General features: G+C 73.5%; 16 protein-coding genes. 4 read left to right on the top strand and 12 right to left on the bottom strand.

The window, feature by feature from the left end:
- Position 1: 1 nt before the first annotated feature.
- Genes HDA31_RS09320 through pyrR form a run of 3 tightly spaced genes read right to left on the bottom strand, consistent with a single transcriptional unit; the run spans position 2 to position 2840 of the window.
- On the bottom strand, positions 2–1333 hold the full coding sequence (locus HDA31_RS09320) for a dihydroorotase (protein WP_178065565.1): 1332 nt from the start codon (positions 1331–1333) through the stop codon (positions 2–4).
- Entirely contained in the window at positions 1330–2256 is a 927-nt protein-coding gene (locus HDA31_RS09315; protein ID WP_178065566.1) for an aspartate carbamoyltransferase catalytic subunit, read from the bottom strand. Before HDA31_RS09315 ends, HDA31_RS09320 begins: the two co-directional genes overlap by 4 nt.
- Positions 2253–2840, bottom strand: coding sequence for a bifunctional pyr operon transcriptional regulator/uracil phosphoribosyltransferase PyrR (gene pyrR, locus HDA31_RS09310; protein WP_178065567.1), 588 nt, complete (start codon positions 2838–2840; stop codon positions 2253–2255). The genes HDA31_RS09315 and pyrR overlap by 4 nt, the downstream gene beginning before the upstream one ends.
- A 284-nt stretch (positions 2841–3124) precedes the next feature.
- Here pyrR and bldD point away from each other — a divergent pair, with 284 nt between their 5' ends.
- On the top strand, positions 3125–3613 hold the full coding sequence (gene bldD, locus HDA31_RS09305) for a transcriptional regulator BldD (RefSeq protein ID WP_007075816.1): 489 nt from the start codon (positions 3125–3127) through the stop codon (positions 3611–3613).
- A 114-nt stretch (positions 3614–3727) separates the two neighbouring features.
- Here bldD and nusB read toward each other — a convergent pair whose 3' ends face one another.
- The 4 genes from nusB to aroB all read right to left on the bottom strand — a co-directional run bounded on the left by nusB (position 3728) and on the right by aroB (position 6433).
- The gene (gene nusB / locus HDA31_RS09300; RefSeq protein ID WP_176735041.1) at positions 3728–4138 is read right to left on the bottom strand and encodes a transcription antitermination factor NusB; all 411 of its coding nucleotides are present in this window, start codon (positions 4136–4138) and stop codon (positions 3728–3730) included.
- A 23-nt stretch (positions 4139–4161) separates the two neighbouring features.
- Positions 4162–4719, bottom strand: coding sequence for an elongation factor P (gene efp / locus HDA31_RS09295; RefSeq protein WP_007075814.1), 558 nt, complete (start codon positions 4717–4719; stop codon positions 4162–4164).
- 141 nt (positions 4720–4860) lie between these two features.
- Positions 4861–5301 carry a type II 3-dehydroquinate dehydratase gene (aroQ, locus tag HDA31_RS09290; RefSeq protein ID WP_178065568.1) on the bottom strand — a complete coding sequence of 147 codons (441 nt, stop codon included), beginning with the start codon at positions 5299–5301 and terminating at the stop codon, positions 4861–4863.
- A 55-nt stretch (positions 5302–5356) separates the two neighbouring features.
- Positions 5357–6433, bottom strand: a complete 1077-nt coding sequence (gene aroB / locus HDA31_RS09285) for a 3-dehydroquinate synthase (protein ID WP_178065569.1) — start codon at positions 6431–6433, stop codon at positions 5357–5359.
- 326 nt (positions 6434–6759) lie between these two features.
- Here aroB and HDA31_RS09280 point away from each other — a divergent pair, with 326 nt between their 5' ends.
- Together HDA31_RS09280 and HDA31_RS09275 are read left to right on the top strand one after the other, a co-directional pair.
- Positions 6760–7281 (top strand): DUF2243 domain-containing protein, encoded by a 522-nt coding sequence (locus tag HDA31_RS09280; RefSeq protein ID WP_178065570.1) that lies wholly within the window; start codon positions 6760–6762, stop codon positions 7279–7281.
- Positions 7278–8129, top strand: coding sequence for a cytochrome c oxidase assembly protein (locus tag HDA31_RS09275; protein WP_311774351.1), 852 nt, complete (start codon positions 7278–7280; stop codon positions 8127–8129). The genes HDA31_RS09280 and HDA31_RS09275 overlap by 4 nt, the downstream gene beginning before the upstream one ends.
- 68 nt (positions 8130–8197) lie before the next feature.
- On the opposite strand, the gene HDA31_RS09270 is transcribed toward HDA31_RS09275, so the two are convergent.
- The 4 genes from HDA31_RS09270 to HDA31_RS32080 form a co-directional block, all read right to left on the bottom strand.
- Complete coding sequence (locus tag HDA31_RS09270; protein ID WP_178067604.1) at positions 8198–8725, bottom strand: shikimate kinase; 528 nt, start codon at positions 8723–8725, stop codon at positions 8198–8200.
- Between the two features lie 44 nt (positions 8726–8769).
- Positions 8770–9948, bottom strand: coding sequence for a chorismate synthase (aroC, locus tag HDA31_RS09265; protein ID WP_178065571.1), 1179 nt, complete (start codon positions 9946–9948; stop codon positions 8770–8772).
- A 154-nt stretch (positions 9949–10102) separates the two neighbouring features.
- Positions 10103–11290, bottom strand: a complete 1188-nt coding sequence (locus tag HDA31_RS09260) for a helix-turn-helix domain-containing protein (RefSeq protein ID WP_178065572.1) — start codon at positions 11288–11290, stop codon at positions 10103–10105.
- Positions 11287–11418: a hypothetical protein gene (locus HDA31_RS32080; RefSeq protein WP_260422026.1), complete on the bottom strand. Its 132-nt coding sequence runs from the start codon at positions 11416–11418 to the stop codon at positions 11287–11289. The genes HDA31_RS09260 and HDA31_RS32080 overlap by 4 nt, the downstream gene beginning before the upstream one ends.
- A 283-nt stretch (positions 11419–11701) precedes the next feature.
- Between HDA31_RS32080 and HDA31_RS09255 the strand changes: the two genes are divergently transcribed.
- Entirely contained in the window at positions 11702–12409 is a 708-nt protein-coding gene (locus HDA31_RS09255; RefSeq protein ID WP_246383994.1) for a helix-turn-helix domain-containing protein, read from the top strand.
- A 112-nt stretch (positions 12410–12521) separates the two neighbouring features.
- Here the strand turns inward: HDA31_RS09255 and HDA31_RS09250 are convergent, their stop codons facing one another.
- Positions 12522–14387, bottom strand: coding sequence for a glycerophosphodiester phosphodiesterase family protein (locus HDA31_RS09250; protein WP_178065574.1), 1866 nt, complete (start codon positions 14385–14387; stop codon positions 12522–12524).
- Positions 14388–14551 lie beyond the last annotated feature (164 nt).

Below are 14551 nucleotides of genomic sequence, written 5' to 3'. Positions count from 1 at the left end.
ATTAGTTAACAGCCTTTCCGTCCAGGACCGTCGGCTCGCCGCGCAGGAAGGTCGCCACGATGCGACCCGGCAGCGTCATGCGGGCGTACGGGGTGTTGCGACTGCGGCTGGCCAGCTCCGCGGGCTCGATGACCCGGCGGGCGGCCGGGTCGACCAGGGTCAGGTTGGCCGGCACGCCGGGGGCCGGATCGACGCCGTGGCCGTCGAGCCCGGCGATGCGGGCCGGGGCGCGCGACATGCGCTCGGCGATCAGGTCCCACTGCGGGCCGAGCACGTCGAGCGCGATCGACAGCGCCGTCTCCAGACCGAGCATGCCCGGCCGGGCGTACGCCCACTCGCACTCCTTGTCCTCCACCGCGTGCGGGGCGTGGTCGGTGGCGATGACGTCGATCACGCCCTCGGCCAGGGCGGCGCGCAGCGCGGCGATGTCGGTGGCCGTGCGCAGCGGCGGGTTGACCTTGAACACCGGGTCGTAGGCTCCCGCCGGGCTCCAGTCGCTCGCGAGCGCGGGGCTGGCCAGCTCACCCCTCCCGCTCACGACCTCGTCCGTCAGCAGCAGGTGGTGCGGGGTCACCTCGGCGGTGACGCGTACCCCCCGGGCCTTGGCCTGGCGCAGCACCTCGACGCTGCCGGCGGTGGAGACGTGGCAGACGTGCAGGCGGCTGCCGACATGCTCGGCGAGCAGCACGTCCCGGGCGATGATCGCCTCCTCGGCGACCGCCGGCCAGCCGGTCAGCCCGAGCCGGGTGGACACCTCGCCCTCGTGCATCTGCGCGCCCTCGGTGAGCCGGGGCTCCTCGGCGTGCTGGGCGATGATCCCGTCGAACGCCTTGACGTACTCCAGCGCCCGGCGCATCAGCTTCGGGTCGGCGACGCAGTGCCCGTCGTCGGAGAAGATCCGCACCCGGGCCGCCGAGTCGGCCATCGCGCCCAGCTCGGCCAGGCGCTCGCCGGCCAGGCCGACGGTGACCGCGCCGATCGGCTGCACGTCGACCAGCCCGGCCTCCCGGCCGAGCCGCCAGACCTGCTCGACCACGCCGGCGGTGTCGGCGACCGGGGAGGTGTTGGCCATCGCGCAGACCGCCGTGTAGCCGCCGAGCGCCGCCGCCCGGGAGCCGGACTCCACGGTCTCGGCGTCCTCGCGGCCGGGCTCGCGCAGGTGGGTGTGCAGGTCGACCAGGCCGGGCAGGGCGACCAGCCCGGTGCCGTCGACCCGGGTGGCGTCGGACGCGGTGAGGCCGGTGCCGGTCTCGGCGACGACGCCGTCGCGGATCAGCAGGTCGGTCGGCGCGGCGCCGACGACGCTCACGTTGGTGATCAGGTACGCGGTCACAGGTTGTTCCCCCCGAGCAGCAGGTAGAGGACGGCCATCCGCACGGAGACCCCGTTGGCGACCTGTTCGACGATGGTGGAGCGGGGCGAGTCGGCGACCTCGGGCGTGATCTCCATGCCCCGGTTCATCGGCCCGGGGTGCATGACGATCGCGTGCTCCGGCAGCCGGCGCATCCGGGGCGCGTCGAGCCCGTAGCGGCGGGCGTACTCGCGGGCCGACGGGAAGTAGGAGTCGGTCATCCGCTCCCGCTGCACCCGCAGCATCATCACCACGTCCACGTTCGGCAGCACGGCGTCGAGGTCGTAGGAGACGTCGATGCCGGGCGCGAGGGCCTGCGCGATGTCGACGGGGATCAGCGTGGGCGGACCGACCAGGGTGACCTTCGCCCCGAGGGTGGACAGCAGCAGCACGTTGGAGCGGGCCACCCGGGAGTGCAGCACGTCCCCGACGACCGCGACGTGCAGGCCGGCGAGCCGGCCCAGCCGGGCCCGCATCGTGTACGCGTCCAGCAGCGCCTGGGTGGGGTGCTCGTGGGTGCCGTCGCCGGCGTTGACCACCGACCCGTCGACCCAGTCGGCCAGCCGGTGCGGGGCGCCCGAGGCGGGGTGCCGGACGACGACCGCGTCGGCCCCCATCGCCTGGAGGGTGAGCGCGGTGTCCTTCAGGCTCTCGCCCTTGGCGACGCTGGAGCCCTTGGCCGAGAAGTTGATCACGTCGGCGCTGAGCCGCTTCGCCGCCGCCTCGAACGAGATCCGGGTGCGGGTGGAGTCCTCGTAGAAGAGGTTCACCACGGTCCGCCCGCGCAGCGCGGGCAGCTTCTTGACCTCGCGGCCGGCGACCGTGGCCATCTCGGCGGCGGTGTCCAGGATCAGGGTGGCGGTGGCGGCGTCCAGGTCGGCGCCGGAGAGCAGGTGGCGGATCATGCGGCGGTCGCCTCCCCGTACAGCTTGACCTCGTCGACGCCGTCGGTCTCGGCGAGGGTGACCTTCACGTTCTCGGCCAGCGCGGTCGGGATGTTCTTGCCGACGTAGTCGGCGCGGATGGGCAGCTGCCGGTGGCCCCGGTCGACCAGGACGGCGAGCTGCACCGAGGCGGGGCGGCCCACGTCGCTGAGCGCGTCGAGCGCGGCCCGGACGGTGCGGCCGGAGAAGAGGACGTCGTCGACGAGGACGACCCGCTTGCCGTCGATCCCGCCGGCCGGCAGCTGGGTCGGGCCGACCGCGCGGGTGGCGTGCCGGCGCAGGTCGTCGCGGTAGAGGGTGATGTCGAGCACACCGGCCGGGATGGCGACGTCCTCGAAGGCGCCGATCCGGGCGGCGAGCCGCCGGGCGAGCGGCACGCCGCGGGTGGGAATCCCAAGCAGCACCGTGCCGGCGGCGCCCTGGGTCTTCTCGAGGATCTGGTGTGCGATGCGGTCGACCACGCGCGAGACGTCCGCTGCGGCGAGGATCACCTTCACCGAGGGTTGTCGCGGTGGCGACGGGTGGGCAGCCGACGGGTAGGCCACGGCGGACCTCCTTCCCCGCCTCACGGGACGGGTCGTTAAAGGACGTCTGACGCCTCCGGCGGGCCGCGGGCGGCCCAGGCGGGGGCTGCGTGCCACGTTACCAGCGGTCACGGGACCACCCGACGCCGGCACTGACCCCAGAATCAGGCTGGCGAATCGGTACAACTCCCCCCGCCCAGCCCAACGGTAGGGTCCTGACCACTTGACCAGTTGTCGCAATCCCCGTACCGTCACGCTCCGTAGCGATCGCGGGGTGAACCCCGAGCAGCACTGGGAGTGTCCGAATGCCCTCTGAATACGCCAAGTCGCTGGGCGCCCGCCTGCGCTCCATCCGCCAGCAGCAGGGCCTGTCCCTGCAGGGGGTGGAGGAGAAGTCCAACGGGCGGTGGAAGGCCGTGGTGGTCGGCTCGTACGAGCGCGGTGACCGCGCCGTCACGGTGTCCCGCCTGGCCGAGCTGGCCGACTTCTACCGGGTGCCCGTCTCCGAGCTGCTGCCCGACGGCAGCGGGGTGCGACACGAGCCCACCAGCAAGATCGTCCTGGACCTGGAGCGGCTCTACGACGACGCCTCCGAGGACCTGGCCTACGTCGCCCGGTACGCCCGCGCCATCCAGCAGCAGCGGGGCGACTACAACGGCCGGGTGCTCTCCATCCGCGCCGACGACCTGCGCGCCCTGGCGATCGTCTACGACGCCTCGCCGTCCGGGCTGATCGAGCGCCTCACCGAGCACGGGGTGCTCGTCGCCGACCCGCGGGCGTTCTTCGCGTCCTGACGTGTCGTGGGGCGTCCCGCACGCCCTGACCAGGCCACGCCGAAAGGGCCCGTGCCGCAGGCACGGGCCCTTTTCGACACCGCTTGCCCGCCGCCGCCCCCCGAGGGGCGGCGGTCAGCGGGTGGCGTACTCGGCGATCCGGCCGAGCACCCCGTTGAGGAAGCGCGGCGAATCGTCGGTCGACATCTGCCGGGCCAGCTCGACGGCCTCGCTGATCGCCACCGCGTCGTCGAGCTCGTCGACGTAGAGCAGCTCGTAGACGGCGATGCGGGCCAGGTTGCGGTCCACCGCCGGCATCCGGTCCAGCGTCCACCCCTCGGCGTAGCTGGCGATCAGCTCGTCGATCCGGTCCAGGTGCGCGGCCACCCCCTCGACGAGGCCGACCGCGTAACCCAGGTGCTCCGGGTGGGGCTTCTCGATCCGCTCGACGTAGCCGGCGAGCACCTCCACCGGCGGCCGGTTGCGCAGGTCGGCCTCGAAGAGCACGTCCAGCGCCCGCTTGCGCGCCTTGCGGCGCGCCGGCATCTGCTGCTTGGGCCCCTCGGCCATCAGGCGCGGCCGAGGTAACGGCCGTCGCGGGTGTCGACCTTGATCTTCTCGCCGGTGGTGATGAAGAGCGGCACCTGCACGGTCGCGCCGGTCTCGACCGTCGCCGGCTTGTTGCCGCCGGTGGACCGGTCGCCCTGCAGGCCCGGCTCCGTGTAGGTGATCTCCAGCACCACGGAGGTCGGCAGCTCGATGTAGAGCGGCACGCCCTCGTGGGTGGCGACGGTCGCCTCGGCCTCCGGCAGGAGGTAGTTGGCGGCCTCGCCGACGGTGCCCCCGGGCACGGTGATCTGGTCGAACGTCTCCAGATCCATGAAGACGTAGTCCTCGCCGTCGGCGTAGAGGTATTGCATCGTGCGCTTGTCCACGGTCGCGGTCTCGACCTTGGTGCCCGCGTTGAAGGTCTTGTCGACCACCTTGCCGGACAGCACGTTCTTCAGCGTGGTACGCACGAAGGCGCCACCCTTACCGGGCTTGACGTGCTGGAACTCTACGACGGCCCAGAGCTCCCCGTCGAGGTTGAGTACCAGGCCGTTCTTCAGGTCGTTGGTGGTGGCCATTTCCTGCCTTGATCATCAATTGGCGGACAGACCTGGCAAGTCTACTAGCTGCCCCCGCCGGCCGTACCCGCCGTCAGCCGCCGGTCGTTCCCGCGCCCGCGCGAGCCGCCCCCACCGACCACCCCTGCGCGGGCGGCGTCCCTAGCGGGCCGCGTCCGCGCGGCCCGCCAGGTGGTGCAGGGCCAGCCGGTAGCCGTCCACGCCCAACCCGCAGATCACCCCCGTCGCCACCGCCGAGACCACCGAGTGCGCGCGGAACTCCTCCCGGGCGTGGATGTTGGAGATGTGCACCTCCACCAGCGGGCCGCGCAGCAGGGCGCAGGCGTCCCGCACCGCGATGGAGTAGTGCGACCAGGCGGCCGGGTTGAGCACCACCGCCGCCCGCTCGTCGGCCGCGTCGTGCAGCCAGCCCACCAGCTCGTGCTCGGCGTCGGTCTGCCGCACCGTCACGTCCAGCCCCAGCTCCCGGCCGGTCGCCTCGCAGAGCCCCACCAGGTCGGCGTAGCTGGTCGCCCCGTAGACGTCGACCTGGCGGGTGCCCAGCCGGCCCAGGTTCGGCCCGTTCAACACGTAGACCCTCACGCGGTGCCTCTCTCGTTCGCGGCTGCGGGGCTCCGCTGCGCCGCGCTCCTCGCACTCACCGGCTGACCTCCCGGTAGGCGGCGTGCAGCAGCTCGTCGTCCGGGCCCTCCAGGATCGCCGGGCGGGCCAGCGCGTCGAGCACCACGAACCGCAACCGCGAGCCGCGGCTCTTCTTGTCCACCCGCATCGCGGCCAGCAGCTGCGGCCACGCGTCGGCCCGGTACGCCGTCGGCAGCCCCAGCGCCGTCAGCACCGCGCGGTGCCGCGCGGTGGTCTCCGGGTCCAACCGGCCCGCCAGCCGGGCCAGCTCCCCCGCGTAGACCAGCCCGACGGACACGGCGTGCCCGTGCCGCCAGCGGTAACCCTCCACCTTCTCGATCGCGTGGGCGAGGGTGTGGCCGTAGTTGAGCACCTCGCGCACCCCGGACTCGCGCAGGTCGCCGGAGACCACGTCGGCCTTCACCCGGATCGCCCGCTCGATCAGCTCCCGGACCACCGGCGACGTCGGGTCCGTCGCCGCCGCCCGGTCCCGCTCGACCAGGTCGAGGATCACCGGGTCGGCGATGAAGCCGCACTTGACCACCTCGGCCAGCCCCGCCGCCAGGTCGGCCGGCGGGAGGCTGTCGAGCACCGCGAGGTCGCACAGCACCCCGACCGGCGGGTGGAAGCCGCCCACCAGGTTCTTGCCGGCCGCCGTGTTGATCCCCGTCTTGCCGCCCACCGCCGCGTCGACCATGCCCAGCAGCGACGTCGCCACCGGCACCCAGCGCACCCCGCGCAGCCAGCAGGCCGCGACGAAGCCGGCCAGGTCGGTGACCGCGCCGCCGCCCACCCCGACCACCGCGTCCGTACGCGTGAAGCCCGCCTCGCCGAGCCGGTCCCAGCACGAAGCGGCCACCTCGATGGCCTTGCCCGCCTCGGCGTCCGGCACCTCCACGAGCAGCGGGGCTGCCCCGGCCGCCGCCAGGCGCGCGCCGATCGCGTCGGCCAGCCCCTTCAGCGGCGGCGCGTGCAGCACCGCCACCCGGGTCGCGCCGGGCAGCAACGTCGGGAGCGAACCGAGCAGGTCGCGTCCCACCAGCACGTCGTACGGCCGTTCGCCGCCGACCGGAATCCGGGTCACCTCGTCCATCGCCCGGCAGCCTAGTCCAGCCACGGCCCGCACGACGGAGCCTGTCCACTCCGTGGCGGGGTAGGTGCAAGGAAGGGCACCTTGTTAACGCTTTCTGTATAGGAAGGGCCCCTTCCTAACACCACGCACGGCGCGACTCCGCCGCATGAGGCGACGCCGGCGTATCACGGGTCGCCCCCGCCACGTCACCGGCGGCGGCCGGCGGCGTTTAGCCGGGCAGAGCGGGGGCAGCGTTTCCAGCACAGGCGACGGTCCGGACCCGGACGACGTTCTCAGCACGGGGCGTCTCCGGCACGGGCCGGCCGACGAGGCGGAGGTACCCCGCGATGAGCACACCCAGCACTGACAGCGCCGACATCCGGCTGCCCGCCACGATCCTCGGCGTCGGCCTCGGCGGCTTCGCCGACGGCATCGTGCTGCACCAGGTGCTCCAGTGGCACCACATGCTCAGCGGCACCGGCAGCGACAACGTCGGGGTCAGGGCCTACCCGGTGGACACCGTGCCCGGCCTGGAGATGAACACCCTCTGGGACGGGATCTTCCACGTGGTGACCTGGGTGGCGGTGCTGACCGGCCTGGCGCTGCTCTACGCCCGGGTCACCCGGTCGCGAGGTCGGCTGTGGCGCTCCCCCGTGCTGTGGGGCTGGGCGCTGGTCGGCTGGGGGCTGTTCAACCTCGTCGAGGGGATCGTCGACCACCACCTGCTCGGCATCCACCACGTGCGCGAGGGCGCGTACCGGACGTGGTGGGACCTCGGGTTCCTGGCGCTCGGGGCGGCGCTGGTCGCCGCCGGCTGGCTGGTGCAGCGCCGCGGCACGACCGTGGACCTCTGCGCCGACCGCCGGTGACCGGGGACCTGACGGCGGCGGGAACCCTGGCGGTGGCCGACGCACTGGCGACGACCGCAGGCCGGGTGGTCGGTGGGGACGGCCACGGCGGGCACGACGGGTACGCGCCGGGGCCGGCGCTGCTCGTACCCCTGGTGCTGTTCTGGGTCTATCTCGCCGCCGCGCTGCGGCAGCGCGGGCCCGACGGGGGCGGCTGGCCGCACCGGCGCACGACGGCCTTCGGCGCGGGGGCCGGCCTGCTCGCGGTGGGGCTGGCCCTGCCGGCCGGCGGCTTCGCCGCGCACGCGTGGCAGCACCTGCTGGTCGGCATGCTCGCGCCGCTCGGGCTGGTGCTCGGCGCGCCGGTCACCCTGGCGCTGCGCAGCATCGAGCGGCGGCGCGGCCGGGCCCTGGTCCGGCTGCTGCGCCGCCCCGCCCTCGCCGTGTTCGCCCACCCGGTGACCGGCCTCGTGCTCACCACCGGCGGGCTGTACGCGCTGTACCTGACGCCGCTGTACCGGGCGACGCTGGCGCACCCGGCCCTGCACCACCTGGCGCACCTGCACTTCCTGCTCTCGGGGCTGCTCTTCGCCTGGTCGGTCGCCGGGCCCGACCCCGGCCCGCACCGGCCCCGGGTCCCGGTGCGGCTCGTGGTGCTCGGGGTCGCCGTGGCCGCCCACGCCGCCCTGGCCCAACTGCTGTACGCGGGACTCGCCGTGGACGTCCCCGCCCCGCCGGAGCAGCTGCGCGCCGGCGCGACGGTCATGTACTACGGCGGCGACCTGGCCGAGATCGCCCTGGCCTTGGCCCTCCTCGCCACCTGGCGCCCGGCGGTAAGGAAGGGCCCCTTGTTAACGCATTCGGCATAGGAAGGGTCCCCTGCAAACACTGCGGCAGGCGCAGCGCAGCGCGACCGGCGGGGCCGGAGCGGGGCGCGTCAGGGCTTGAGCAGGGCGGCGACCTCGGCGGCGATCTCCTCCGGCGCACGCCCGTCGGTAACCACCGTCGCGGTCGCCACCTCGGCATAGAGGGGGCGGCGCTGGTCCATCAGGTGCTTCAGCGTCGCCCTCGGGTTGATCGCCAGCAGCGGACGGCCGGCGCCCAGCCCGACCCGCTTCACCGCGTCGGCCAGCTCGACGCTCAGGTGCACCACGGTGTGCCCGACCAGGGCGGCGCGGTTCTCCTCGGCGAGCACCGCACCGCCGCCGAGGGCGAGCACCCCGGCGCAGGAGGTCAGCGCCGCGGCGGTGGCGGCCCGCTCCAGGGCGCGGAAGTGGTCCTCGCCCTCGTCGACGAAGATCTCCGGGATCGGCTTGCCGGCCATCGCCTCGATGTCGGCGTCGGTGTCGCGGAACTCCACCCCGAGCAGCGCGGCGAGGGTCTCCCCGACGGTGGTCTTCCCGGAGCCGGGCGACCCGACGAGGACGACCACCGGCCGCGTCCGGCCGACCGGGTCACCGGGCAGCGCCGAGCCGCCAGGCAGCGCCGAGCCGTCGGGCGGCGTCGGGCTCACCGGATCACCAGGGAGTCGAGGTAGCCGGCCAGGTTGCGGCGCATCTCGGCCACCGAGTCACCGCCGAACTTCTCCACGGCGGCCTCGGCGAGCACCAGCGCCACCATCGCCTCGGCGACCACGGCGGCGGCCGGCACGGCGCACACGTCGGACCGCTGGTTGATGGCGGTCGCCGGCTCTCCCGTGGTCACGTCGACCGTGGCCAGGGCCCGGTTCAACGACGAGATCGGCTTCATCGCCGCCTTCACCCGCAGCGGCTCGCCGGTGGTGATGCCGCCCTCCAGGCCACCGGCCCGGTCGGTCACCCGGCGCACCCCGGTCGCGGTCGGCACGATCTCGTCGTGCGCCTCCGAGCCACGGGAGCGGGCCTGCAACCAGCCGTCGCCGATCTCCACGCCCTTGATCGCCTGGATCGACATCAGCGCGGTGGCGAGCCGGGCGTCGAGCTTGCGGTCCCACTGCACGTGGCTGCCCAGACCCGGCGGCACCCCGTACGCCAGCACCTCGACCACGCCGCCCAGCGTGTCGGCGGCCTTCTTCGCGGCGTCGACCTCGGCGACCATCCGGGCGCTCGCGTCGGAGTCGAGGCAGCGCAGCGGGTCGGCGTCGATCCGCTCGGCGTCCTCCGGCGTGGGGCGCAGCCCCGGCTTCGCGGCGACCGGACCCAGCTCCACGACGTGCGAGACGATCTCGATGCCGAGCGCCTGCTTCACCAGGGCCTTCGCCACGGTGCCGACGGCGACCCGAGCGGCGGTCTCCCGCGCGCTGGCCCGCTCCAGGATCGGCCGGGCGTCGGTGTGGCCGTACTTCTGCATGCCGGCGAGATCGGCGTGGCCCGGACGCGGGCGGGTCAGCGGCGCGTTGCGGGCCTGCTGGGCCAGCTCGTCGGGGTCCACCGGGTCGGCGGCCATCACCGTCTGCCACTTGGGCCACTCGGAGTTGCCGACCCGGATGGCGACGGGGCTGCCGAGGGTGACCCCGTGCCGGAGCCCGCCGATGATCTCGACGACGTCCTGCTCGAAGGCCATCCGGGCACCCCGGCCGTAGCCGAGCCGGCGACGGGCCAGCTCACCGGCGATCTCGCCGGTGGTCACCTCGATCCCGGCGGGCACGCCCTCCAGCATCGCGACGAGGGCGGGACCGTGCGATTCACCTGCAGTCAACCAGCGCAACACGTGGGCAAGTCTGTCACGACCGGGTCACGTCCCACCGGGCCGCCCACCGCGTCCCGCCCTACGGACGCGCCGCCCGCACGCCACGCCCCCGCAGCAGGCGAGATCCTGGACGCTTACTGTCCGCGGCTGGCGGTAGGTGTCTAAGGTCTGGCGCCTACTGCCGGGTCAGCCCGAGGACGGCGGCCAGGCGGGTGACGTCGGCCCAGGTGGGGCCCGTGCGAAGAATCGTGGTGAGGGTGGCCCTGGCGGCAGGGCGGGTGCGGGTCTCGGCGGGGGCGAGGCGGTCGGCGGTGAGGAGAGCACGGCCGGCAGCCGCCGGGTCACCGAGGTCGAGGTGGGCGCGGGCGATGTCGACGAGGTGGGCGGCGCGATGCTCGGCGGGAAGCCGGTGCCAGCCCTCGCCGTTGGCGGCGTGACGGTGGAGCGTGACGGCGTGGTGGTGGTCGCCGAGGTGGGTGGCGACCAGGGCGCGGGCGAGGGTGACAGCGACGGGGCCGAAGGCGACGCCGTCGCCGTCGTACTGCCAGTTGCCGTGGGCGGCAGCGAGGTCGACGGCGCGTTCGGTGAGGCCGTGGGCGGTGGCGGCGTCACCACAGGTGGCGGCGGCGAGGGCGGCCTCGATCAACAGGGTCCCGGTCAGTCCCGGCCCGTCCGGCAGAACGGCACGCGACGGCGTCAGGTCGATCTGGTGTACGGCGCTGAGCGCGGCAGCCTTCGCGAGGCGTCCCCGGCGCAGGGCGCGCAGGGCCTGGGCGAGGGAGACGGCGGCGAGGCCGGTGCGGTGTGGATCTCCAGTGGCGGCGATCATGGCGCGGTCGGCGGCCAGCAGGCCGAGGTGGGGTTCGCCGAGCTTGACCAGCGTCTGGGCGGCGAGCCGGTAGACGCGGACGAGCGGGTCGGCCGCCGTCCCGGTGTGGTTGGCCTGCCGGGTGGCGGTGAGCAGGTCGGGCAGCGCGCGCAGGACCTGCGGATGGTGGCCCTTGCGGTAGGCGGCCCAGGCGTATCCGGCCTGGTCGTCGAGCTGTCGCACGGGCGGGCCGTCGGCGTCGGGTGGGTCGTGGCGGGCCAGCGCCGCGCGGATGCGTTCCACGGCTGCTTCGGTGTCGGTGACGCCTTCCCGGCGCGGTTTGTCGGTGAGCAGGATGGTCGGGGCGACCCCCAGCGCCCCGGCGACGGTCTCGATGACGGAGAGCCGGTCGAGGGTGCGTACGCCTCGCTCGACCTTGTCGACCCAGCTCTTCGACCTGCCGATCCGGTCGGCGAAGACCTGCTGACTCATCCCCCGCCGCGCCCGCAGCTCCGCCATCCGCCGCCCGATCGGCACCTCGCCGCGACCCCTCATCTGTCCTGCTCCCCCGGCGGCACGGCCAGGGTGGACTCACCACAGCGCGGGCACCAACGGGACTTGACCCGGAACGCGAGCAACCCGAGCAGGAAGCCCGGCACCACCCCACCGAAAACGATCGACACGGCATCGGAGATCACTGAGAGCCGCCGCCTTCATGCGGGGCGAAGGATCGCCATGTCGGCCGTACCGGGGTTGCCATCCGTTCCATTCGCCCGGGCCAGTGTCGGGGGCGCGCCACCGGTGACGGGTGCGGAGCGAGCGGTATCAGGTGCACCGAATATGACATGCACTGAAAGCTGCCAGCGTGTCACGGACGGTGGAACCGCTCACGTGTGACCATGAGGGGACGTCTACGAAAGGTCCCTGTTCACGATGGCGCGGAACGATGCACTAAAGGCTGCGATCGTGGCAGCGGGTCTCTCCTTCGCCGACCTCGCCGAGAGGTGCGATGTGGACGCGAAGACCGTGCAGAGATGGGTCAGCCGGGGACGCGTCCCTCATCCTCGCTCCAGAGTGCGCGTAGCAGAGGTGCTGGGCGAGGATGTGGGGGTGCTGTGGCCTGAGATGATCCGACGTGCCGTGAAGGTTGGAAGCGACCGGGAACTGCTCGGCATCTATCCACGCCGCGCAGACCTGCCCCGGTCGGTGTTCCGTGACGCCATCGGGCGCGCCAGTTCCCGGCTGTGGTTCGGCGGATACACCAGCTACTTCCTCTGGCTGGAGATGCCCAGTGTCTCCGCCACGCTCGAAGCCAAGGCAAGCACTGGGGCCGACCTGCGGTTCCTGCTCGGGGATCCGGACAGTCCGGTCACAGCCGAGCGGGAGAGGATCGAAGCGACTCCGCTCACACTGTCGACTCGCATCTCGATGACGCGGGCAGAACTCAGCAAGGTCGGCACCGTGATTCCGGTCCGCTTCTCTGCTCGCCATCTCGCCATGTCCGTGTGGGTCTTCGACGAGGAGGCCATAGTCGCCACGCACATCGGGGCGGGGCTCGGGCAGGACTCCGTGACGCTGCACCTGCGACGGTGCCAGGACGGAGGAGCCTTCGACCGGTATGTCGAGCACTTCGAGTCCTTGTGGACCGACGGCAAGCCCGCCCCACAGCATTAAGCCCCAGCCGCCACCCCGGCCCCCGCCCCGGTGATCAAGAGGAAAGCGTCAAGGTTGATCCTCACGATGACGCGAACCTCTTGATCAACAGCCAGGGCGGGGCGGGGTCGGGTTAGCGGGTGGCCAGGGTGCGCGCGTCGGCGGCGATGACGCGTGCCTTCGCCGCCGGCAGGAAGCGGCCGGCGTGCTGGTCGGCGTACCGGGCCAGCTCCGCGTACCGGCCCTTGACCAGGTGGTTGGTGAGCACCGTGAGGGCGTGTTCCTTCGCCCCGGACGTGAGCACCAGGTGACCGAGGCCCGCCGGGGTCACCGCCACGGTGAAGGTCGCCTCGGCGGTGGCGGTGCCCTTCGGGCCGGTCGCCACGGCGCGCAGCTTGTGCGCGCCGGCCGCCAGCGCGGTCAGGTCGAGGGGCGTGCCCGCCGGCACCGCCGCCCCGTCGAGGGTGACGGTCACGGTGTCGGCGTCGGTGGCCGGCACGGTGAGCACCGGCCGCTGCGCCCGGTCCAGCTCGACGCCGTCGGCCGGGGCGGCGATCGACACGGTGGGGACGGCCGCGCCGAGCTGACCGGCGGCGTTCCAGCCGGCCAGCTCCGCCGGCCGGTTCGTGATGATCCCGTCGGTGCCGATCCGCTCCAGCTGCTGCCACTGGGCCGGCGAGTCGACCGTCCAGGCCATGACGGCGACACCGGCCGCGTGCAGGTCGGCGACCACCGACGGCCGGGCCAGCAGCGCCGTACCCGTCGGGTTGTACGCCGTGACGCCCAGCTCCCGCGCCACGGCGACCGGGTCGGCGTCCAGGCCGCTGCGCAGCAGGCCCGTCGGCAGCTCGGGGGCGAGTTCCCGGGTGTGACGCAGGGCGTCGACCTCGAAGCTCTGCACGAAGACGCGCGCCGTCATCTTCTCGGCGCGGATCACCTCGACGATGCGGGCGACCTCGTCGCGGGTGTGCGCGCCCTTGATCTCCAGCAGCAGGTTGCCGCCCCGGGACCGCAGGTCGGCGAGCTGCTCGGCGAGGGTGGGCAGCCGGGCCCCGGCGTACTGCGGGGCGAACCAGGAGCCGGCGTCGAGCCCCTTGAGCTGGGCGGCGGTGAGGGTACGGATCGCGCCCGAGCCGTCGGTGGTGCGGTCGACGGTGGCGTCGTGCAGCACGAACGGGACCCCGTCGCGGCTGGGCTGCACGTCGTTCTCGACGAAGTCCGCGCCGGAGCGGCGGGCGATCTCCTGCGCGACGAGGGTGTTCTCGGGGGCGGCGGCGGACGCGCCCCGGTGGGCGATGACGGTCAGCGGCGCGCCGGCCGGGCGCAGGTAGCCGTTCGGCGGCAGCTCGGTGACCAGCACGTCGTCGAAGGAGACGCTGCCGCCGTTGACGATCAGGGCCTGCCCGCCGTCGGTGGACCGGGTGAGGCTGCTGGTGCGCAGCAGCTGCCGGCCGTCGAGGAACCAGCGGGCCTGGTTGCCGTGCACTTCCACGGCGACCTTCATGTCCCGCCCCGTGCCGGCGGCGTACGGCGCGGAGCCGGTGTTGGTGACGTTCCAGGCGTTGGCGGTGGTGAGCTGGGCGAACTCCAGGCCGTTCGCGGCCGTGGTGCCGCTGCGCATGGTGGCGATCCACCACGGGGTACGCCCGTCGGCGGGCACGTCGAGGCCGAGCGCCGTCCACCGGGTCGGCTCGGCGACGGACTCGAAGCGGACGGTCGCGGAGAACCGGAAGTCGGTGAGGTGCCGCCCGAAGGTGATCTTCCTGGTGCCGCTGGTGGCGGTGCCGTGGAGCCGGCCGTCGCGCACCGTCCACTCGCCGTCGACGGCCCGCCAGCCGGTGGGCAGCGTGCCGGCGGAGAAGTCCTCGGCGACGACGACGTCACCGGGCTTCGCGGCGGCCGGGGCGGAGACGGGCACGGCGGCGAGCAGCCCGGCGGTCGTGGCGAGCGCCGCGAGCACGGCCACGGGCCGGCGCGGCCGCAGGTTCAAGGTCAACATGCCCCGCACGCTAGGAACCGCGCCCGAACGCCCGATGTCGCCACCGCTGCCACCGGCCGACCCCCGGATGCACACCGAGCGGACCATCGGTCCGCTCGGTGGACGGCGGATGTCGGCAAGATAGCGGTATCCGTAGGCGCTGATACCGCCATGTCGCCGACATG

The sequence above is a fragment of the Micromonospora carbonacea genome (genome assembly GCF_014205165.1).
Taxonomy (GTDB): Bacteria; Actinomycetota; Actinomycetes; order Mycobacteriales; family Micromonosporaceae; genus Micromonospora; species Micromonospora carbonacea.
This window is presented reverse-complemented; position numbering and strand designations above follow the sequence as displayed.

Bases quoted from the DNA above. Each gene is read 5' to 3' on its own strand.
- HDA31_RS09250 (WP_178065574.1), bottom strand. From the start codon at position 14,387: ATGTTGACCTTGAACCTGCGGCCGCGCCGGCCCGTGGCCGTGCTCGCG.
- aroB (WP_178065569.1), bottom strand. From the start codon at position 6,433: ATGGACGAGGTGACCCGGATTCCGGTCGGCGGCGAACGGCCGTACGAC.
- HDA31_RS09315 (WP_178065566.1), bottom strand. From the start codon at position 2,256: ATGATCCGCCACCTGCTCTCCGGCGCCGACCTGGACGCCGCCACCGCC.
- HDA31_RS09280 (WP_178065570.1), top strand. From the start codon at position 6,760: ATGAGCACACCCAGCACTGACAGCGCCGACATCCGGCTGCCCGCCACG.
- HDA31_RS09260 (WP_178065572.1), bottom strand. From the start codon at position 11,290: ATGAGGGGTCGCGGCGAGGTGCCGATCGGGCGGCGGATGGCGGAGCTG.
- efp (WP_007075814.1), bottom strand. From the start codon at position 4,719: ATGGCCACCACCAACGACCTGAAGAACGGCCTGGTACTCAACCTCGAC.
- nusB (WP_176735041.1), bottom strand. From the start codon at position 4,138: ATGCCGGCGCGCCGCAAGGCGCGCAAGCGGGCGCTGGACGTGCTCTTC.
- bldD (WP_007075816.1), top strand. From the start codon at position 3,125: ATGCCCTCTGAATACGCCAAGTCGCTGGGCGCCCGCCTGCGCTCCATC.